Raw genomic sequence first — 18861 nt, forward strand, 5'->3', positions numbered from 1 at the left:
CGACCCACGTGACTGCCGCCGATCCGTTGCCGCCGATGAACCGGCGGCGAGCTCTCGCTGTGCTCGGCCTCGGTTTCGTGGCGCCGGGCGTGCTCGCGGCCTGCGGTGACGGATCGGTGCTCACGCCCGACGAACCGCCCCCGCCGCCCAAGCCCACGGTCACGCTGCGGCCCGCGGACCGCGCCGCCGACGTGGTGCCGACCGCGCCGGTCAGCGCCGAGGTGCGCGACGGCACGTTCGAGCGCATCGCGCTCACCAACCCCGACGGCAAGGTGGTCGCCGGGCGGCTCAACCCGGAGCGGACGGCGTTCACCACCGCCGAACCGCTCGGCTACGGCGTCGTCTACACCTGGAGCGGATCGGCCGTCGGCGTGGACGGCTCCACCGTGCCCGTCGCCGGCAGCTTCACGACCGTGCAGCCCGAGACCACCGTCAACGGCCAGTTCCAGCTCTCCGACGGCCAGGTCGTCGGGGTCGCCGCGCCGGTCATCCTGCAGTTCGACGCCGCGATCCCCGACGACGCCCGCGCCGCCGTCGAGAAAGCGGTCACCGTCACCTGCGAGCCCGCCACCGAGGGCAGCTGGGCCTGGCTGCCCGACGAAGCCGGCGGCTCCCGCATGCACTGGCGCAGCCGCGAGTACTTCGCGCCCAACACCAGCGTCCGGGTCGACGCCCGGCTCTACGGCGTGCCGTTCGGCGACGGCGCGTTCGGCGCGGCCGACTCCACGCTGCAGTTCAAGATCGGCCGCCGCCAGGTGGTCAAGGCCGAGGCGTCGTCGCACCGCATCCAGGTGCTCGACGAAGCCGGCGCGGTCGTCATGGACTTCCCCTGCAGCTACGGCGAGGGTGACCTCGATCGCAACGTCACCCGCAGCGGCATCCACGTGGTGACCGAGAAGTACGAGGACTTCTACATGAGCAACCCGGCCGCGGGCTACGCCAACGTCCGGGAGCGGTTCGCGGTGCGGATCTCGAACAACGGCGAGTTCATCCATGCCAACCCGGCGAGCTCCGGCGCCCAGGGCAACAGCAACGTCACCAACGGCTGCATCAACCTGTCGATCGGCGACGCCCAGCAGTACTTCAACACCGCGATCTACGGCGATCCCGTCGAGGTCACCGGCACCCGCATCGACCTGTCCTACGCCGACGGCGACATCTGGGACTGGGCGGTGTCCTGGGACGAGTGGAAGGCCATGTCGGCCGCATCGAACGCCGCGCCGCCCGCCGGCATGCCCGCATCGGCGCCGGCCACCCCCTCCGGTGCCCCGGTGCCCGGCCGCCCCGGCGGCTGAGCGCTCCCGCCGAGATCGACGAAAAGGCGGAATCCACTCGCACTTTCGCGCCCGTTCGTCGGTTTCGGCGCAACGGCTAGCGGCGGAAGAACCGGGTGGCACTGGCCTGGTCGCGCGGTCGGATGACGATCTGGTCGAGGTTGACGTGCGGCGGCCGCGAGGCGACGAACCCGATCACCTCGGCGACGTCCTCGGCGAGCAGCGGGGTGATGCCCTCGTACACCTTCTCGGCGCGTTCGGTGTCGCCGTCGAAGCGCATCAGCGAGAACTCCGTCTCCACCGCACCCGGCGCGATCTCGGTGAGCCGCACCGGTTTACCGAGCAGTTCGCCGCGCAGCGTGCGGTGCAGCGCGCCCTGGGCGTGCTTGGCGGCGGTGTAGCCGGCGCCGTTGTCGTAGGTCTCGAACGCGGCGACCGACGTCACGGTGACGATCAGGCCGTCCCCGGAGGCGATGAGCTTCGGCAGCAGCGCGCGGGTCACCCGCAGCGTGCCGAGCACATTGGTCTCCCACATCCACCGCCAGTGCTCCAGGTCGGCGTCGGCGACGGGTGCCAGCCCCCGCGCGCCGCCCGCGTTGTTCACCAGGACGTCGACGCGATCGAGGTCGGCGAGCGCCGCGACGTCGTCGTCGCGGGTGACGTCTGCCACAACGGCGCGCCCGTCGAGTTCGTCGGCGAGGGCGGTGATCCGGTCGGCGCGGCGGGCCACTGCCACGACGTAAAAGCCTTGCGCGGCAAGCGTTCTGGCCGTCGCGAGACCGATGCCCGAACTGGCTCCGGTGACGACGGCGACCCGGCGGTCGGCGGGGAGGTGCGTCATCGACACCACTCTAGTGAGCCGTGTTAAGTTTCTTCTCGTGTCCGTGAGTCGCAACCACTGTTGTTGCCCCTGTCGCCGTCGCGCCTGACCGCGCCCGCAGGGTAGTCACCGAGAGTCCCCTCGAGCCGGTCGGCACCGAAGCCCGCCCACGCCTCCGACTCGATTCCAAGGACATCCCCATGCTGCTCACCCGTCACCACGTCGTCGCCCCCTCGCTCCACATCGCTGACGCGGCGGCATCGCTGGTCTTCACCGCGGCCCGCGCCCGCGGCCCGATCGCCCGCGACAGCATCGCGCAGGTCACCAAGCTCAGCATCGCCACCGTGAACCGTCAGGTCAGCGCGCTGCTCGAGGCCAACCTACTGCGGGAGCGCGCCGACCTCGCCGTCTCCGGCGCCATCGGCCGACCGCGGGTGCCCGTCGAGGTCAACCACGAGCCGTACCTGACGCTCGGGGTCCACATCGGCGCCCGCACCACCAGCATCGTCGCCACCGACCTGTTCGGCCGGACGCTCGACGCCGTCGAGACACCGACGCCGCGGGGCAGCCAGAGCCAAGCGCTGGCGTCGTTGGCGACCAGCGCCCGGCGCTACCTGGCGCGCTGGCACCGCCGCCGCCCGCTGTGGGTGGGTGTCGCGATCGGCGGCGTCGTCGACGGCGCCACGGGCAGTGTCGACCACGAGCGGCTCGGCTGGTACGCCGCGCCGGTGGGACCGGTGTTCGGCGAGGCGCTCGGGTTGCCGGTCTCGGTGGCGTCGCACGTCGACGCGATGGCGGGCGCCGAACTGTTGCTGGGCATGCGCCGTCCCGGCAGCCAGAAGCTCACCAGCCTGTACATCTACGCCCGCGAGACGGTGGGCTACGCGCTGGTGATCGACGGCCGGGTGCACAGCCCGGCCAGCGGGCCGGGCACCATCGCGAACCTGCCCGTCGAGGCGGACCTGCTCGGCGGCTCGGGCCGGCTGGAGACCACCGTCAGCGACGAGGCGGTGCTGGCGGCGGCGCGGCGGCTGCGGGTGGTGCCGGCCGACGGCACCGGCTCGACCATGGCCGCGGTGTACCGGCAGGCCCGCGACGGCCAGCGCACCGCGATCGAACTGCTCGGTGAGCGTGCCCGGGTGCTCGGCGGCGCCGTGGCGCTGCTGCGCGACATGCTCAACCCGGACGACCTGGTGGTCGGCGGGCAGGCGTTCACCGAGTTCCCGGCGGTCATGACGGAGGTCGAGGCCACCTACACCGCACGCTCGGTGCTGGCCCCGCGCAGCATCCGGGTGACGGCCTTCGGCAATCGCGTCCAGGAGGCCGGCGCGGGCGTGGTGTCGCTCGGCGGGATCTACGCCGATCCGCTGGGCGCGATGCGGCGCGCGGCACACCGCCGCCCCGACGTCTCCGCCTGACCCTGGGGTAGACATGGCAGTGTGCGGACTTCCGACGCGGGACTCGACGGGCGCGCGGTTCCGGCGCGGGTAGCCGTGCTCTCGGTGCACACCTCGCCGCTGGCGCAGCCCGGCACCGGAGACGCCGGCGGCATGAACGTCTACGTGTTGCAGACCGCGCTGCACCTCGCCCGCCGCGGCGTCGCCGTCGAGATCTTCACGCGCGCCACGTCGTCGGCCGATCCGGCGGTGGTGCAGGTGGCGCCCGGTGTGCTGGTGCGCAACGTCGTCGCCGGCCCGTTCGAGGGGCTCGACAAGTACGACCTGCCCACGCAGCTCTGCGCGTTCACCGCCGGCGTGCTGCGGGCCGAGGCCACCCACGAGCCCGGCTATTACGACATCGTGCACTCGCACTACTGGCTGTCCGGACAGGTCGGCTGGCTGGCCCGCGACCGCTGGGCGGTGCCGCTGGTGCACACCAGCCACACATTGGCCGCCGTCAAGAACGCCTCGCTGGCCGACGGCGACGCCCCCGAACCGCCGTTGCGCGCCGTCGGCGAACAGCAGGTGGTCGACGAAGCCGACCGGCTCATCGTCAACACCGAAGACGAAGCGCAGCAACTCATCTCGCTACACCGCGCGCACCCGGCGCGCATCGACGTCGTGCACCCGGGCGTCGACCTCGACGTCTTCTCACCCGGCGACCGGACCGCGGCGCGGGCGGCGCTCGGGCTGCCGGCCAACGAGCCGATCGTCGCGTTCGTCGGCCGCATCCAGCCGCTCAAGGCGCCCGACGTGCTGCTGCGTGCGGCCGCCCGGCTGCCGGGGGTGCATGTGGTCGTCGCCGGCGGGCCCTCCGGCGCGGGTGTGATCCCGCACTCCGGCGCGGGCGGCCCGGGCGGGCTGGTGCAATTGGCGCACGAACTGGGTATCTCTGCGCGCGTGACGTTCCTTCCGCCGCAGCCGCGCGACGCGCTGGCCCAGGTGTACCGCGCCGCCGACCTCGTGGCCGTGCCCAGTTACTCGGAGTCCTTCGGGCTCGTCGCCGTGGAGGCCCAAGCTTGCGGCACCCCGGTGGTCGCGGCCCGTGTCGGCGGCCTGCCGGTCGCCGTCGCCGACCGGCGCAGCGGCACCCTGGTCGACGGCCACGACGTCGGCCGCTGGGCCGACGCCATCGACGGCGTGCTGACCGGCGACCGCGCGGCCATGAGCGCGGCGGCCGTCGAGCACGCCGCCACGTTCTCCTGGGACCACACGGTCGACGCGCTCCTCGACGCCTACGGCCGCGCGATCGCCGATCACCGGGCCGCGCGCGAGCGCAGTACCGCCGGAACGACGCCGGCCACCCGCCGCGCCGGCCGGCGGTGGACCCGGCGCCGCGGGGTGCGCGCATGAGCACCGAGCGGAGCCAGATCGTCGAGGACATCATCGAGACCGCGCTCATCGAGCGGGAACTGCCCTACACCCGGCATCGCGGCGCGCACGGCGGGCTGCCCGGGCTGATCGTGGCGCTGCCCGGGGAACGGCGGCTCAAGACCAACACGATCCTCACCGTCGGCGAGCACTCGGTGCGCGTCGAGGCGTTCGTCTGCCGCAAGCCGGACGAGAACTTCGAGGGCGTCTACCGCTTCATGCTCAAGCGCAACCGGCGGTTCTACGGCGTCGCCTACACGCTCGACAACCTGGGTGACATCTACCTGGTCGGGCGCATCGCGCTGGAGGCCGTGAGCGCCGACGAGATCGACCGCGTGCTCGGCCAGGTGCTCGAGGCCGTCGACACCGACTTCAACACCCTGCTGGAGCTCGGCTTCAAGTCGTCCATCCAAAAGGAGTGGGAGTGGCGCGTCAGCCGCGGCGAGTCGCTGAAGAACCTGCGGGCGTTCGCCCACCTCATCGACGAGGACGACGACGATGATCAGGGCGAGCGAAGCGACGGGGCTCGATAGGTCGCGACGCCGGGCCCTCGTGAGAAGATCCTGCGCATGGCTGACTCGACGCTGATCCTGCTTCGCCACGGCGAGAGCGAGTGGAACGCGCTGAACCTGTTCACCGGCTGGGTGGACGTCGACCTCACCGACAAGGGCCGGGCCGAGGCGGCGCGCGCCGGGGAGCTGATCGCCGAGCTCGACCGGCAACCCGACGTGCTGTACACCTCCCTGCTGCGCCGCGCCATCACCACCGCCAACATCGCGCTGGACAAGGCGGACCGGCACTGGATCCCGGTGCACCGCGACTGGCGGCTCAACGAACGCCACTACGGCGCGCTGCAGGGACTCAACAAGGCCGAGACCAAAGAGAAGTACGGCGAAGAGCAGTTCATGGCATGGCGGCGCAGCTACGACACGCCGCCGCCGCCGATCGAGGCGGGCAGCCGCTACAGCCAGGACACCGACCCCCGCTATGCGGGCATCGGCGGCGGCCCGCTCACCGAATGCCTCGCCGACGTCGTGGCGCGGTTCGTGCCGTACTTCGAGGAGACCATTGCCGCCGACCTGCGCGCCGGCAAGACCGTCCTGATCGCCGCCCACGGCAATTCGCTGCGGGCGCTGGTCAAATACCTCGACGGCATGAGCGACGAGGACGTCGTCGGCCTGAACATCCCGACCGGCATCCCGCTGCGCTACGACCTCGACGGCGATCTGCAGCCGCGTGTGGCCGGAGGTGTGTACCTCGATCCGGAGGCCGCCGCCGCCGGTGCTGCCGCGGTCGCCGGCCAGGGCGCCAAGTAGCTGCGGCAAACACCGCGTTAACGCCGACCGAACAGCCGCGCCGCGCGGTGTGACGTCTGACCGTCGGCGCGCTTGCGGCTGGGTTGACGGCGAACCGTCTGCGTACGATCTCGACGTGACTGTTCCGGCGGCCGTGGTCGTGGCCACCGTCTCGGCACTGCTCGCGCTGGCGATCGGTGTGGCTGTCGGCGCGCTCCTGCTGCCGAAGCTCGCCGAGCGCAATCGCCGCCAGGCCGCCGCCGAAGCCGGGATCACGATGTCGCAGATGCTGCAGCGGCTGGTGGCGCTGGCCCCCGCCGGGATCGCGGTCGTGGACGTCTTCCGCGACGTCGTCTACATGAACGCCCGCGCCCAGCAGCTGGGCCTCCTGCACGGCAGGCTGCTCGACGACCGGGCCTGGGCCGCCGCCCAGCGCACGCTCACCAGCGGGCAAAGCGTCGACTTCGAGCTCGGCCCGCCGCCCGAGGGGAGCTTGCTGGCGGTGCGGGGGCACGTGCAGTTGCTCACCGACTCCGACCGCCGGTTCGCGGTGATCTACGCGCTCGACGACTCCGAGCATGCGCGGGTCGAAGCCACCCGGCGCGACTTCGTGGCGAATGTCAGCCACGAGCTCAAGACGCCGGTGGCGGCGATGCGGGTGCTCGCCGAGGCGCTGCTGGAATCGGCCGACGACCCCGACACCGTCCGGTATTTCGGTGACAAGATGGTCGCCGAGGCCGAGCGGCTGGGCAACATGGTCAGCGAGTTGATCGACCTGTCCCGGTTGCAGGGCGCCGAACGGCTGCCGGAGCTGGAGGTGGTCGACGTCGACACCGTGGTGGCCGAGGCGGTCTCGCGGTCGAAGGTGGCCGCCGACGCCGCCGACATCGCGATCACCACCGACGCCCCGCAGGGATTCAAGGTCCTCGGCGACCAGACGTTGCTGGTGACGGCGCTGACGAACCTGGTGTCCAACGCCGTCAACTACTCACCGCCCGGATCGCCGGTGTCCATCAGCAGGCGGCGGCGCGGGGACGTCATCGAGATCGCGGTCACCGACCGCGGCATCGGCATCGCGAAGGAGAACCAGGAGCGCGTCTTCGAGCGCTTCTTCCGGGTGGACAAGGCGCGCTCCCGCGCCACCGGCGGCACCGGCCTGGGGCTGGCGATCGTGAAGCACGTCGCCGCCAACCACAACGGCAGCATCCGGCTGTGGAGCCAGCCGGGCACGGGCTCGACGTTCACGCTGTCGATCCCGGTGTATCGCGACATCGACGCCAATTCGGGTGCCTGACCAAACTGGAAGGAACAAAGCCGTGACCAGTGTGCTGATCGTGGAGGACGAGGAGTCCCTGGCCGATCCGCTGGCCTACCTGCTGCGCAAGGAGGGGTTCGAGGCCACCGTCGTCGCCGACGGGCCGTCCGCGCTGGCGGAGTTCGACCGCAGCGGACCGGACATCGTGCTGCTCGACCTGATGCTGCCCGGGATGAGCGGCACCGACGTGTGTCGGCAGCTGCGCGCCCGGTCCAGCGTGCCGGTCATCATGGTCACCGCCCGCGACAGCGAGATCGACAAGGTGGTGGGCCTGGAGATCGGTGCCGACGACTACGTCACCAAGCCGTACTCCGCCCGCGAGTTGATCGCCCGGATCCGGGCGGTGCTGCGCCGCGGCGGTGACGCCGACGACGCCGGTCTGGACACCGGTGTGCTGGAGGCCGGGCCGGTGCGGATGGACGTCGAGCGGCACGTCGTCAGCGTCAACGGCACGCCGATCACGTTGCCGCTGAAGGAGTTCGACCTGCTCGAATATCTGATGCGCAACAGCGGCCGGGTGCTCACCCGCGGCCAGCTGATCGACCGGGTGTGGGGCGCGGATTACGTCGGCGACACCAAGACGCTCGACGTGCACGTCAAGCGGCTGCGGTCGAAGATCGAGGCCGACCCGGCCAACCCGGTGCTGTTGGTGACGGTCCGGGGGTTGGGCTACAAGCTGGAGGGCTGAACGGAGTCCACGAACGCTCGGTGCAGCCGGTCGCCGAGCGCGATGAGCTCGGGGTCGAAGGTCGCGGTGTGCGCGGTGTCGACATAGAGGCACTGCTGGACGAGGCGGCCGCGCCCGGGGAGCGGTGAGCCGATCGCGTACAGGTTGTACTGCGCGCGGACCTCGCGGTCGCCGGCGCGGAACAACCCGCTGCCGCTCACCGCCGCAACGCCCGCCCCAGTCGGCACCGCGAGTTCGACGATCACGACGTTGTCGGCTCGAGAGGCGCGCAGCGCCGCCGTGCATTCGTCGACCTCACCGGTCAGCGCTTCACGCCGGGCGGCCAGCACCTGCAAGCCCGCGACGTCGACTCGCATTGATTTCACGGAAAGCCGCGTAAGCCTGTACGGAGGGCCGATCCGCGCACTAATCTCGCGTCGTCGGTCAGACCGTCAGCGGCATATCATCGGTCAGTGAGCAATGGTGTCGAGCCGACCTCCGCCCGGGACGAGGTGCTCCTTTGGGGACTGGTCGATTGGGTCGAATTTCTATGCGTACACAACTCGGTAGCTGCCGCTGATAGGGATGCGCCGACTAGCGTTATTCAGGCGGAAACCCTCGAATTACTGGAGTCGATCGTGGCAGAAGGGCTCTTCGTTATCGGCGACCTCAGCGGACCGGGGAGCCGCTTCGCTCCATGGTCCACACCACTGGACGAGTCAATTCGGCGGATTGAGAGCAAGTATGTGGATCGGTTCGACGATCGTCTTGAGTGGGCGTACGCCTGCTGGCTCGACCTGACGGACGAAGGCGCGCGGGTTGCCGAAGCGATCGAAGCGGAACGTGGAGACTGAGGACAACCCCGTGGACGACGCGGCTTGGGATGCGGCAACAGCAGGTGAAAAGTCTCCCTGTGGGGGCTGATTGATTGGGTTGAACTCGAGCGGGTTCACTTCTTCGTGACCGAGACATATCCCGGCGCGCCGCTATCCGTTATACAGAACGAGACGCTGAATGTGATTCGAACTCTGGTGGGCGACGGTCTGTGCACGATCGGGAGTGTCGTCGGGCCGCCTGGCAATCGATTCGTTCCTTGGAGAATGTCGCTTGACGATTCGCTGCGCACGATTCGTTCCGCATATGTCGATCGCTTCAACGACCGCATGGAATGGGCCTGGCTATGCTGGCTCGAACTCGCCGATGCCGGCATTCGGGCGGCCGAAGGCTTCGACGCCCAATTTGGGAGCTAGGACGTTCGGACTCGCAAGCGCCAGCGCAATATCGTCGCCTGGTGTCCGACGAGGTGACCGAGCCGACGTCGGCCCCAGAGGGGGGGCACTCCTATGGGGGCTCGTCGACTGGGTCGAGATCGAACGCGTCCACAACTTCGTGGCCGCCGAGAACCCGCACGCCGGTGACGCACGGACGTGCAGGACAAGACGCTCGGCCTCAGCCGTTCGCCGGTGAGCGACGGGCTGTTCGTCCTCGGGGACGTGTGGTCTTAGGTCCTGCTCATCGCCGGGCAGGGCGCGCGTGTCGCGGAGCAGTTGGAAGCTCAGTCAGCGACATGATCCGCCACCGAACGTAACGCCACGGCGGAAATTCGGGCCGAATCGCGCCGTGGCGTTACGTTCGGCGCGCTTCAGCCGGAAGCCGGACCCGTGATGCCGCCCAGGATCTCGAGCACCGCGTAGGTGTTGACGCCGGCGGTGACGCTGGGATCGGCGCCGCCGATGGCGACCGCTTTCCTGCTGCCAGTACGCCATGTGCGCGTCCATCGCGGCCTGCTCGTCGTCGGTCATGGTCTGCGCGAAGTCGGCGCGCGGCGGGATCAGCCGGAACAGGAACAGCGTCACTCCACCCGTGCCTTTGCGGTCGCCGGGTGGATGGCCAGCATCGGGAAACCGGTGCGGCGCTCGCACAGGGCCGCAAGTTCCCGGTAGGCGCCGGCGCCGATCAGCTGAGTGAGCTCGGGGCCGTAGGACTGCCACACCGGCCGGGTGCCGACGTGCGCGGCGGGATCGCCCGTGCAGTACCAGTGCAGGTCGTGCCCGCCTTCGCCCCAGCCGCGGCGGTCGTATTCGGTGATGGTGGTCTTGAGGATCTCCGAACCGTCGGGGCGGGTCACCCACTCCTGCGTTCGCCGCACCGGGAGCTGCCAGCAAACCTCCGGCTTCATGGTGAGCGGTTCGAGCCCGAGCTTCAACGCCTTGGTGTGCAGCGCGCAGCCGATCCCGCCGGGGAACCCCGGGCGGTTGAGGAAGATGCAGGCGCCCTTGTACTTGCGGGTGCGCAGGCTCGGCTCGCCCTCCAGCTCGTCGGGCTCCAGATAACCCTTGCGACCCAACCCTTTCTCCCGGAACTGCCAGTCCTCGTCGGTCAATTTGGTCACCGCGTCGTCGAGCGCCGCGCGATCGTCGTCGTCGGACAGGAACGCCCCGTGCGAGCAGCACCCGTCGTCGGGCCGGCCCTCGACGGTGCCGCGGCACGCAGCGGTGCCGAACACACACGTCCACCGCGACAGCAACCACGTCAGGTCGGCGGCGATCAGGTGCTCGGCGTTGTCGGGGTCGTAGAATTCGACCCACTCGCGCGCGAAGTCCAGACCGACCTCGCCGGGATGCTGCGACGTCATGAGGCACCCTTCGCGCAGGCCTTCACAGCGACCAACGGTAGACGCACTAGGTTGGGACGCGTGCGGTTGGGCGTCCTCGACGTGGGCAGCAACACTGTCCACCTGCTGGTGGTCGACGCCCGTCGGGGCGGCCACCCGACACCCATGAGTTCCACCAAGGCCACCCTGAAGCTCGTCCAGGCCATCGACGACTCCGGCAAGCTCACCAAACGCGGCGCAGACCAGCTGGTGTCGACGGTCGGGGAGTTCGCCGACATCGCGACCAGCTCCGGCTGCGCCGAACTGATGGCGTTCGCGACGTCAGCGGTGCGCGACGCCACCAACTCCGACGCGGTGCTGGCCCGGGTGCTCGCCGAGACGGGCGTCGATCTCCAGGTGCTCAGCGGCGTGGACGAGTCCCGGCTGACATTTCTTGCGGTGCGGCGCTGGTACGGCTGGAGCGCGGGGCGCATCCTCAACATCGACATCGGCGGCGGTTCGCTCGAGCTGTCGAACGGCGTCGACGAGGATCCCGACGTCGCGCTGTCACTTCCGCTGGGCGCCAACCGGCTCACTCGCGAATGGTTGCCCGACGATCCGCCGAACCGCCGGCGGGTGGCGATGTTGCGGGACTGGCTGGATCACGAGCTCGCCGAGCCGAGCCGTACGCTGCTCAAGGTCGGCAGTCCCGATCTGGCGGTCGCGACGTCCAAGACGTTCCGGTCGCTGGCACGGCTCACCGGTGCGGCGCCCTCGGGGGCGGGGCCGCGGGTGAAGAGGACACTCACCGCCGACGGATTGCGGCAGTTGATCGCGTTCATCTCGCGGATGACCGCCGCGGACCGGGCCGAGCTGGAAGGAGTGAGCACCGATCGCGCGCCGCAGATCGTGGCGGGCGCTCTGGTCGCCGAAGCAACGATGCGCGCTCTGTCGATCGACGTCGTGGATATCTGTCCATGGGCATTGCGGGAAGGCTTGATCTTGCGGAAACTCGACAGCGAAGCCGACGGGTCCGACCTCATGGAGATTAGCGTCCGGGATGCCGGCCGTCAGGTAGCCAGCGCAAAAGGCAGCACACGATGACTGATCCAGAGAACACCGACTCCCGCCCCATCTCGGTGGCGGAACTGCTGGCGCGCAACGGCACAATCGGCGCGCCGCCGGCGGGCGGTCAGCGCCGGCGCCGCCGCGGCAATCCGGACGCGGTCACCGTCGCCGAGCTCACCGGCGAGATCCCCGTCTACCAGACCGGCGAGATCCCGGTCGTCGACCGGGACGACACCGCGCCGGTGCCCAACGGCGCGGCCACCGCCACCGAGGCGCCGCCACGTCCCGAGCCGGCCCCGCGCGCCGAGCCGCGCACCGCCGAGCCGCGCACCGCCGACCGCCACGACGACCGCCACGACGACTACGTCGAGCACGCCGAACATGCCGAGCCGCGCGGCAGCTCCGACGCCGAGACCATGTCGCCGGACCCGTTCTACGCAGACGACTTCGCCGACGAGGACGACGACCTCGCGCTCGACGACGATTCCGTCGACCACCACCGGGACCGCCGCCGGCACGACGACCGCGATGTCGACCAGCACGGCGACGGGGACTCCGACGATCCCGACGACCGGCCGCCGTACCTGCACGGCGACGACCACCGGCTCTTCGGCGGACACGGCGCCGTCGCCGACGACGATCTGGACGACGACCGCACCGACGGGCGGTCGGCGCGGACCGCATTGGCGTTACGGGCCGGGATGGTCGTGCTGCAGTCGATCGTCGCGGTGGCGTTCGGGGCGGGCCTGTTCCTGGCGTTCGACCAGCTGTGGAACTGGAACAGCATCATCGCGCTCGTCCTGGCGGCGCTGGTGATCATCGGCCTCGTGGTGGCGGTCCGGCTGGTCCGCAAGACCGAGGACATCGCCAGCATGCTGATCGCCCTGGTGGTCGGGATGTTGGTGACGCTGGGCCCGCTGCCGCTGATGCTGATGAACTAGCGCGTGCGCCCCGCGATCAAGATCGGGCTGTCGACGGCGTCGGTCTATCCGCTGCGGACCGAAGCTGCCTTCGAGTACGCCGCCCGCCTCGGCTACGACGGCGTGGAGCTCATGGTGTGGGCCGAGCCGCTCAGCCAGAGCATCCCCGACGTCGCCAAGCTGTCGGAGCGCTACGAGCTGCCGGTGCTGGCGGTGCACACCCCCTGCCTGCTGATCTCGCAGCGGGTATGGGGCAGCGACCCGGCGGCGAAGCTGGACCGCAGCGTCCGGGCCGCCGAGGAACTCGGCGCGCAGACCGTCGTCGTCCATCCGCCGTTTCGGTGGCAGCGCCGCTACGCCGCTGGGTTCACCGAGCAGGTGGCGCGGCTGGAGGCCGAGAGCGGCGTCGTGGTGGCGGTGGAGAACATGTTCCCGTTCCGCACCGACCGCTTCTTCGGATCGCAGGCGGGTGCGCAGCGGCGACGACGGCGGGGCCGCCGGCCCGGTCCGGCCATCTCGGCGTTCGCGCCGTCCTACGACCCGCTCGACGGCGAGCACGCGCATTTCACCCTCGACCTGTCCCACACGGCGACCGCCGGGATGGATGCGTTGGACTTGGCGCAGCGGATGGGTTCGGGGCTGGCGCACCTGCACCTGTGCGACGGGACCGGCGCGCCCACCGACGAACACCTGGTGCCCGGCCGCGGCACCCAGCCGACCATCGAGGTGTGCCAGCTCCTGGCGGCGAGCGATTTCGCGGGCCATGTGATCCTGGAGGTCACCACCTCGGGTGCGCGCACCGAGGGCCAGCGTGAGGCGCTGCTCGCGGAGTCGCTGCAGTTCGCGCGCACCCACCTGCTGCGTTGAGCGGCACCACGACAGGAACGATGCCGAATGTCTGACGACGCCGTGTTCGCCGATGCGATGGCGCTGCGCGAGATCGAGGCCTCCGAGGGCGGTCCGGTTTACGAGGCCCAGCTGTCCGCACACTGGACGATCGGTCCGAAGGTGCACGGCGGCATGATGCTCGCGCTGTGCGCGGCGGCCGCGCGCGCCGCGCTGGGCGGCGAGGCGCAACCGGTCGCGGTGTCCGCCAACTTCCTCTGGGCACCCTCGCCCGGCCCGATGCGGCTGGAGACGCTGGTCCGCAAACGCGGCCGTCGCATCAACCTGGTGGACGTGGAGCTGCGGCAGGGCGACCGTGTCGCCGACGAGCGCTCGCGCGAGGAGTATCGGGCTTCCGACGAGCGCTCGCGCGAGGAGTATCGGGCTTCCGACGAGCGCTCGCGCGAGGAGTATCGAACCGCCGTGCGCGCCGAGGTCACGCTCGGGCCGCCCGAGCACGGCGAACCGCCGCTGCTGTCGGCCAACCCGGTTCCGACGCTGATGCCACCGGAGCCGCCGGCCGAGCTGGCGCCGATCGGTCCGGGCCATCCCAGCGCCGACGTCATGAACCTGTGGGCCGGCTGCGACATCCGGCCGGACCTGAGCACCTACACCCGGCCGGCGGACGGGTCCGCGCCCAGGTTCCAGCTGTGGATCCGTCCCCGCGACGCCGCCCCGGACGTGCTGTTCGCGCTCATGGCCGGGGACATCTCCGCGCCGGTCACCTTTGCCGTGGACCGCTTCGGGTGGGCGCCCACGGTGCAGATGACGGCCTATCTGCGCGGCATGCCGTCCGACGGCTGGCTGCGCGTTCTGTGCACCACCACCGAGATCGGCCGCGACTGGTTCGACGCCGATCACGTCGTCGTGGACAGCACGGGCCGGCTGGTGGTGCAGACGCGGCAGCTCGCGCTCGTTCCGGACTGAAGGCGGATAAGGTTCGCGGATGGCCAGAATCGCGATCATCGGCGGCGGCAACATCGGTGAGGCGCTGCTGGCCGGACTGCTGCGGTCGGGCCGCCAGGTCAAGGACATCGTCGTCGCCGAGAAGGCGCCGGCCCGGGTCCGTCAGCTGTCCGAGGAGTACTCGGTGCTGGTGACCGGCGTCGGGGACGCCGTCGACAACGCCGACTACGTCGTGGTGGCCGTGAAGCCGGACGACATCACCGCCGTGCTGGGCGAGATCGCCGACGTGGTGGCCCGCGCCGAGGAGGACAGCCCCGAGCAGGTGTTCGTGTCCGTGGCCGCCGGGGTCTCGACGACGCAGTTCGAATCGAGCCTGCCCGCCGGGTCGCCGGTGATCCGGGTGATGCCGAACGCGCCGATGATGGTCGGCGCCGGCGTGAGCGCGCTGGCCCGCGGGCGGTTCGCCACCGCCGAACAGGCCGCCGAGGTGGCCGGGCTCTTCAACGCCGTCGGCGAGGTGATCATGGTCGCCGAGTCGCAGCTCGACGTCGTCACCGCGATCTCGGGCTCCGGCCCCGCCTACTTCTTCCTGATGGTCGAGGCGCTGGTGGACGCCGCGGTCGCGAACGGCCTGACCCGCGCCGTCGCGACCGACCTCGCGGTGCAGACCATGGCCGGCTCGGCGGCGATGCTGCTCGAGCGCCTGGACGCCGGACCACGGTCGCCGGGAGACACCACCATGAGCAGCAACACCGACGCCACTCCGGCGCAGCTGCGGGCCATGATCACCTCGCCCGGCGGCACCACCGCGGCCGCTCTCGGCGAACTGGAACGCGGCGGTTTCCGCACTGCGGTGGCCGCGGGCGTGCGTGCCGCAAAGACCCGGTCAGCGGAGCTCGGAATCGCGCCCGAGTAATTTCTCGTCGCCGCCGATCAATTGGCCCACACCCGTCGCATCAACACCACTGGTCCCGCTATTCTCCTCAAGTGTAAGCACGGTTCGGTGCCACCGGTGGGGAAGCCGGTGGCACCCTCCGTGCCTGACGGAATGGGTTGCGATGTCGTCAACGAACGGGCCATCGGCGCGGGATTCGGGAAGCGGGAAGTCGGCACGAGACGCCGGCTCGTCGGACGGCCAGTCGCCGTCGCGCACGCAGTTCCTCACCGTCGCAGAGGTCGCCAGCCTGATGCGCGTCAGCAAGATGACGGTCTACCGCCTGGTGCACAACGGCGAGTTGCCCGCGGTCCGGGTGGGGCGTTCATTCCGCGTGCACGCCAAGGCGGTGCACGACCTGCTGGAGACGTCGTTCTTCGACGCCGGCTGACGCCGCCGCGGCGGCCACTTCAAGCGGCTGCGCGCTGCCGTTTTCGGTGACCGGTGGTGCCCGGGTAAAGTGTCCGGGATCGACAAAATCATCGCCGGACACTAGGTAGCGGAGTTCATGGGTTCAGTCATCAAGAAGCGGCGCAAGCGCATGTCGAAGAAGAAGCACCGCAAGCTGCTTCGGCGTACCCGTGTGCAGCGCAGAAAATTGGGCAAGTAGTCCTGCGCCCGCGTCGTTAGGCTGTTCGAGGTGACGTCGACCGGCTCCAAGGACGGGCACCCACCGCCACCGCATCCGGAGGTCGTGCTGGTGACCGGCGCCTGCCGGTTCCTCGGTGGTTTTCTCACCGCGCGCCTGGCGCAGAACCCGAAGATCGAGCGGGTCATCGCCGTCGACGCCGCTGCCCCCAGCAAGGACCTGCTGCGCCGGATGGGCCGGGCCGATTTCGTGCGGGCGGACATCCGGAACCCCTTCATCAGCAAGGTGATCCGCAACAACGACGTCGACACCGTGGTGCATGCCGCGGCCGCGTCGTACGCCCCGAGCTCCGGCGGCCGCGCGGCGCTGAAGGAACTGAACGTCATGGGCGCCATGCAGCTGTTCGCGGCCTGCCAGAAGGCGCCGTCGGTGCGGCGGGTGGTGCTGAAGTCGACGTCGGAGGTCTACGGCTCGCATCCGCGCGACCCGGTGGTGTTCACCGAAGACAGCCTGAGCCGCCGGCCGCCGCGCGACGGGTTCGCGCACGACAGCATCGACATCGAGGGGTACGTGCGCGGGCTGGGGCGGCGGCGCCCCGACATCGCGGTGACCATCCTGCGGCTGGCCAACATGATCGGGCCCGCCATGGACACCGCCCTGTCGCGCTACCTGGCCGGCCCGGTGGTGCCGACGGTCGCCGGCCGCGACGCCCGGCTGCAGCTGCTGCACGAGCAGGACGCCCTCGGCGCGCTCGAGCGGGCCACGGTGGCCGGCCGCCCGGGGACGTTCAACGTCGGCGCGGACGGCATCATCATGATGTCGCAGGCGATCCGGCGCGCGGGCCGCGTGCCGATGCCGGTTCCGGGCTTCGCGGTGTGGGCCATCGATTCGCTGCGAAAGGCCACCCGCGCGACAGAACTGAGTCGCGAGCAGATCGACTACCTCAGCTACGGGCGCGTCATGGACACCACGCGGATGCGCGCCGAGCTGGGGTACATCCCGAAGTGGACCACCGCCGAGGCGTTCGACGACTACGTCCGGGGCCGTGGTTTGACCCCGATCATCGACCCACGCTGGGTACGCTCGTTGGAAAGGCGCGCCGTCGCGGCAGCGCAGCGTTGGGGTAATTGAGTTCGTAGTGGACCGGTGGGGGAGAAGGTTTCATCGTGGCGGGTGAGTCGAAGGCGAAAGTGATTCCGCTGCACGGCAATTCGGGCCGTGCCGCGGCAGCGCGACGGGTGGGTGCCCGCCTGGACGCCGCCCGCCGGCATCCCTCGTTGCTGACCGACCCCGGCACCCGCGCCTCGGCCGAGCAGATCGCCGCGGTCGTCCGGGAGATCGACGAGCGGCGCGGCGGCGCCGGTGCCGGCGACGACGTCGGGTCCGCGCCGAACGAGCTCGCCCAGCGCATCTCCGCGGCGGCCGCGTTCGTGCGCGAACGGCTCACCGGCGACTACTCCGTGGACGAGTTCGGCTTCGATCCGCACTTCAACTCGGCAATCGTCCTTCCTTTGCTGCGGGTGTTCTATCAGTCCTGGTTCCGGGTCGAGGTCTCCGGTGTGGAGAACCTGCCGGAGACGGGTGCGGCGCTCGTCGTCGCCAACCACGCCGGTGTGCTGCCGCTCGACGGGCTGATGCTCTCCGTCGCGGTGCACGACCACCACCCGGCGCACCGCGACCTCCGGCTGCTCGCGGCGGACCTGGTCTTCGACTCGCCGGTGCTGGGAGTTGCCGCCCGCAAGGCCGGCCACACCATGGCCTGCACCACCGACGCCCACCGGCTGCTCAGCAAGGGCGAGCTCACCGCGGTGTTCCCGGAGGGCTACAAAGGCCTGGGAAAGCCGTTCCGCGACCGCTACAAGCTGCAGCGTTTCGGCCGCGGCGGGTTCGTGTCGGCCGCCCTGCGCACCAAGGCGCCCATCGTGCCGTGCTCCATCGTGGGCTCCGAGGAGATCTATCCGATGCTCACCGACCTGAAGCTGGTGGCGCGGCTGCTCGGGTTGCCGTACTTCCCGGTGACGCCGCTGTTCCCGCTCGCCGGGCTGGGCGGCCTGATCCCGCTGCCGTCCAAGTGGCACATCGAGTTCGGGACGCCGATTCCCACCGAGGACTACGACGACTCCGCCTCCGACGACCCGATGGTGACGTTCGAGATCACCGACCAGGTGCGCGAGACCATCCAGCAGACGCTGTACCGGCTGCTCGCCGGCCGGCGCAACACTTTCCTCGGCTGAGGTTGCTCAGCGACGCCGGCGTCAGGCGCCCGGGGTCGCCTGGCCGAGCAGCCGCGCGCGGATGGCGGCCACCTGCTCGGCCGAGGCCTCGTCGCTCTCGGCCTCGCCGATCATCGTGACGACGGTGGTCATCACCGGCTCGCCGTCGGCGTCGGTGACCTCGCTGCGCAGCTGGGTGATCACCGTGCCGTGCGACTGCAGCACCGAGTCGAGGTAGGTGTCGAAGAACAGCTTGTCGCCGACCTTGACCGGCCGGTGAAACAGCAGCTTCTGGTCCCGGTGGATCACCCGTGCGATGTTGATGCCCACGTCGAACTTCTCGAACATCGCCAGCTGCACCCGGCGGCCCGCCACCGCGATGAACGTCAGCGGCGCCACCAGGCCGTCGTACCCGAGCTCGGCCGCCGCGGCCTCGTCGTGGTGGGCGGGATGGTCGGCCTGCACCGCGGCGCTGTACTCGCGGACCTTCTCGCGACCCACGGCGAAATAGTCGGGATGGCGGTAGTGCGTACCGATGATCTCCTCGGCGAGAGCCATGGGTGAACTGCTTC

General features: G+C 70.4%; 23 protein-coding genes. 18 read left to right on the top strand and 5 right to left on the bottom strand.

All coding sequences use genetic code 11. The features are described 5' to 3' along the window. Window positions 1-8 precede the first annotated feature (8 nt). On the top strand, window positions 9-1295 hold the full coding sequence (locus LV457_RS08325; protein ID WP_308192177.1) for an Ig-like domain-containing protein: 1287 nt from the start codon (window positions 9-11) through the stop codon (window positions 1293-1295). Between the two features lie 76 nt (window positions 1296-1371). Here LV457_RS08325 and LV457_RS08330 read toward each other — a convergent pair whose 3' ends face one another. Continuing rightward, on the bottom strand, window positions 1372-2115 hold the full coding sequence (locus LV457_RS08330; protein WP_232170299.1) for an SDR family NAD(P)-dependent oxidoreductase: 744 nt from the start codon (window positions 2113-2115) through the stop codon (window positions 1372-1374). A 179-nt stretch (window positions 2116-2294) separates the two neighbouring features. Between LV457_RS08330 and LV457_RS08335 the strand changes: the two genes are divergently transcribed. The 6 genes from LV457_RS08335 (at window position 2295) to regX (ending at window position 8202) form a co-directional block, all read left to right on the top strand. Next, entirely contained in the window at window positions 2295-3512 is a 1218-nt protein-coding gene (locus tag LV457_RS08335) for an ROK family protein (RefSeq protein WP_232170300.1), read from the top strand. A gap of 21 nt (window positions 3513-3533) precedes the next feature. Beyond that, window positions 3534-4886: a D-inositol-3-phosphate glycosyltransferase gene (gene mshA / locus LV457_RS08340; RefSeq protein WP_232170301.1), complete on the top strand. Its 1353-nt coding sequence runs from the start codon at window positions 3534-3536 to the stop codon at window positions 4884-4886. Beyond that, window positions 4883-5437 (top strand): YbjN domain-containing protein, encoded by a 555-nt coding sequence (locus tag LV457_RS08345; RefSeq protein ID WP_232170302.1) that lies wholly within the window; start codon window positions 4883-4885, stop codon window positions 5435-5437. Before mshA ends, LV457_RS08345 begins: the two co-directional genes overlap by 4 nt. A gap of 36 nt (window positions 5438-5473) precedes the next feature. Continuing rightward, a complete protein-coding gene (locus tag LV457_RS08350) occupies window positions 5474-6220 on the top strand; it encodes a phosphoglyceromutase (RefSeq protein WP_232170303.1) in 747 nt (248 codons plus the stop codon). A 115-nt stretch (window positions 6221-6335) separates the two neighbouring features. Then, on the top strand, window positions 6336-7493 hold the full coding sequence (locus LV457_RS08355) for a cell wall metabolism sensor histidine kinase WalK (RefSeq protein ID WP_232170304.1): 1158 nt from the start codon (window positions 6336-6338) through the stop codon (window positions 7491-7493). 22 nt (window positions 7494-7515) lie between these two features. Then, window positions 7516-8202 carry a two-component sensory transduction protein RegX gene (gene regX, locus LV457_RS08360; protein WP_232170305.1) on the top strand — a complete coding sequence of 229 codons (687 nt, stop codon included), beginning with the start codon at window positions 7516-7518 and terminating at the stop codon, window positions 8200-8202. On the opposite strand, the gene LV457_RS08365 is transcribed toward regX, so the two are convergent. Further along, window positions 8184-8558 carry a hypothetical protein gene (locus tag LV457_RS08365; RefSeq protein ID WP_232170306.1) on the bottom strand — a complete coding sequence of 125 codons (375 nt, stop codon included), beginning with the start codon at window positions 8556-8558 and terminating at the stop codon, window positions 8184-8186. The two genes, regX and LV457_RS08365, sit on opposite strands and share 19 nt — an antisense overlap. Before the next feature lie 96 nt (window positions 8559-8654). On the opposite strand from LV457_RS08365, the gene LV457_RS08370 reads away from it, so the two are divergent. Together LV457_RS08370 and LV457_RS08375 are read left to right on the top strand one after the other, a co-directional pair. Beyond that, on the top strand, window positions 8655-9035 hold the full coding sequence (locus LV457_RS08370; protein ID WP_232170307.1) for a hypothetical protein: 381 nt from the start codon (window positions 8655-8657) through the stop codon (window positions 9033-9035). A gap of 105 nt (window positions 9036-9140) precedes the next feature. Then, window positions 9141-9431 (top strand): hypothetical protein, encoded by a 291-nt coding sequence (locus LV457_RS08375; RefSeq protein WP_232170308.1) that lies wholly within the window; start codon window positions 9141-9143, stop codon window positions 9429-9431. 309 nt (window positions 9432-9740) lie between these two features. Here the strand turns inward: LV457_RS08375 and LV457_RS08380 are convergent, their stop codons facing one another. Both LV457_RS08380 and LV457_RS08385 read right to left on the bottom strand, forming a co-directional pair. Continuing rightward, a complete protein-coding gene (locus LV457_RS08380) occupies window positions 9741-10037 on the bottom strand; it encodes a hypothetical protein (RefSeq protein WP_232170468.1) in 297 nt (98 codons plus the stop codon). Next, window positions 10034-10816 carry a hypothetical protein gene (locus LV457_RS08385; protein ID WP_232170309.1) on the bottom strand — a complete coding sequence of 261 codons (783 nt, stop codon included), beginning with the start codon at window positions 10814-10816 and terminating at the stop codon, window positions 10034-10036. The genes LV457_RS08380 and LV457_RS08385 overlap by 4 nt, the downstream gene beginning before the upstream one ends. A gap of 60 nt (window positions 10817-10876) precedes the next feature. Between LV457_RS08385 and LV457_RS08390 the strand changes: the two genes are divergently transcribed. The 9 genes from LV457_RS08390 to LV457_RS08430 all read left to right on the top strand — a co-directional run bounded on the left by LV457_RS08390 (window position 10877) and on the right by LV457_RS08430 (window position 18310). Next, entirely contained in the window at window positions 10877-11878 is a 1002-nt protein-coding gene (locus LV457_RS08390) for a Ppx/GppA phosphatase family protein (protein ID WP_232170310.1), read from the top strand. After that, on the top strand, window positions 11875-12783 hold the full coding sequence (locus tag LV457_RS08395; RefSeq protein WP_232170311.1) for a hypothetical protein: 909 nt from the start codon (window positions 11875-11877) through the stop codon (window positions 12781-12783). Before LV457_RS08390 ends, LV457_RS08395 begins: the two co-directional genes overlap by 4 nt. 3 nt (window positions 12784-12786) lie before the next feature. Next, the gene (locus LV457_RS08400; RefSeq protein ID WP_232170312.1) at window positions 12787-13629 is read left to right on the top strand and encodes a sugar phosphate isomerase/epimerase; all 843 of its coding nucleotides are present in this window, start codon (window positions 12787-12789) and stop codon (window positions 13627-13629) included. Between the two features lie 27 nt (window positions 13630-13656). Further along, entirely contained in the window at window positions 13657-14574 is a 918-nt protein-coding gene (locus LV457_RS08405; protein WP_232170313.1) for a thioesterase family protein, read from the top strand. Window positions 14575-14593: 19 nt separating this feature from the next. Next, window positions 14594-15469: a pyrroline-5-carboxylate reductase gene (gene proC / locus LV457_RS08410; protein WP_232170314.1), complete on the top strand. Its 876-nt coding sequence runs from the start codon at window positions 14594-14596 to the stop codon at window positions 15467-15469. 142 nt (window positions 15470-15611) lie between these two features. After that, a complete protein-coding gene (locus LV457_RS08415) occupies window positions 15612-15878 on the top strand; it encodes a helix-turn-helix domain-containing protein (RefSeq protein ID WP_232170315.1) in 267 nt (88 codons plus the stop codon). A 117-nt stretch (window positions 15879-15995) separates the two neighbouring features. Beyond that, complete coding sequence (locus tag LV457_RS08420) at window positions 15996-16097, top strand: 30S ribosomal protein bS22 (protein WP_003402602.1); 102 nt, start codon at window positions 15996-15998, stop codon at window positions 16095-16097. A gap of 30 nt (window positions 16098-16127) precedes the next feature. Continuing rightward, a complete protein-coding gene (locus tag LV457_RS08425; protein ID WP_232170316.1) occupies window positions 16128-17207 on the top strand; it encodes an SDR family oxidoreductase in 1080 nt (359 codons plus the stop codon). Window positions 17208-17242: 35 nt separating this feature from the next. Further along, window positions 17243-18310 carry a lysophospholipid acyltransferase family protein gene (locus LV457_RS08430; protein ID WP_232170317.1) on the top strand — a complete coding sequence of 356 codons (1068 nt, stop codon included), beginning with the start codon at window positions 17243-17245 and terminating at the stop codon, window positions 18308-18310. Window positions 18311-18331: 21 nt separating this feature from the next. Here LV457_RS08430 and LV457_RS08435 read toward each other — a convergent pair whose 3' ends face one another. Then, window positions 18332-18847 carry a MaoC family dehydratase N-terminal domain-containing protein gene (locus LV457_RS08435; RefSeq protein WP_232170318.1) on the bottom strand — a complete coding sequence of 172 codons (516 nt, stop codon included), beginning with the start codon at window positions 18845-18847 and terminating at the stop codon, window positions 18332-18334. Window positions 18848-18861 lie beyond the last annotated feature (14 nt).

This window comes from Mycobacterium sp. MYCO198283, assembly GCF_021213805.1.
Taxonomy (GTDB): domain Bacteria; phylum Actinomycetota; class Actinomycetes; order Mycobacteriales; family Mycobacteriaceae; genus Mycobacterium.

Excerpts from the sequence above, each read along its gene's own strand:
- LV457_RS08330 (WP_232170299.1), bottom strand. The coding sequence starts at position 2,115 with ATGACGCACCTCCCCGCCGACCGCCGGGTCGCCGTCGTCACCGGAGCC.
- LV457_RS08335 (WP_232170300.1), top strand. The coding sequence starts at position 2,295 with ATGCTGCTCACCCGTCACCACGTCGTCGCCCCCTCGCTCCACATCGCT.
- LV457_RS08345 (WP_232170302.1), top strand. The coding sequence starts at position 4,883 with ATGAGCACCGAGCGGAGCCAGATCGTCGAGGACATCATCGAGACCGCG.
- LV457_RS08350 (WP_232170303.1), top strand. The coding sequence starts at position 5,474 with ATGGCTGACTCGACGCTGATCCTGCTTCGCCACGGCGAGAGCGAGTGG.
- LV457_RS08365 (WP_232170306.1), bottom strand. The coding sequence starts at position 8,558 with ATGCGAGTCGACGTCGCGGGCTTGCAGGTGCTGGCCGCCCGGCGTGAA.
- LV457_RS08385 (WP_232170309.1), bottom strand. The coding sequence starts at position 10,816 with ATGACGTCGCAGCATCCCGGCGAGGTCGGTCTGGACTTCGCGCGCGAG.
- LV457_RS08395 (WP_232170311.1), top strand. The coding sequence starts at position 11,875 with ATGACTGATCCAGAGAACACCGACTCCCGCCCCATCTCGGTGGCGGAA.
- LV457_RS08405 (WP_232170313.1), top strand. The coding sequence starts at position 13,657 with ATGTCTGACGACGCCGTGTTCGCCGATGCGATGGCGCTGCGCGAGATC.
- proC (WP_232170314.1), top strand. The coding sequence starts at position 14,594 with ATGGCCAGAATCGCGATCATCGGCGGCGGCAACATCGGTGAGGCGCTG.
- LV457_RS08415 (WP_232170315.1), top strand. The coding sequence starts at position 15,612 with ATGTCGTCAACGAACGGGCCATCGGCGCGGGATTCGGGAAGCGGGAAG.
- LV457_RS08420 (WP_003402602.1), top strand. The coding sequence starts at position 15,996 with ATGGGTTCAGTCATCAAGAAGCGGCGCAAGCGCATGTCGAAGAAGAAG.
- LV457_RS08435 (WP_232170318.1), bottom strand. The coding sequence starts at position 18,847 with ATGGCTCTCGCCGAGGAGATCATCGGTACGCACTACCGCCATCCCGAC.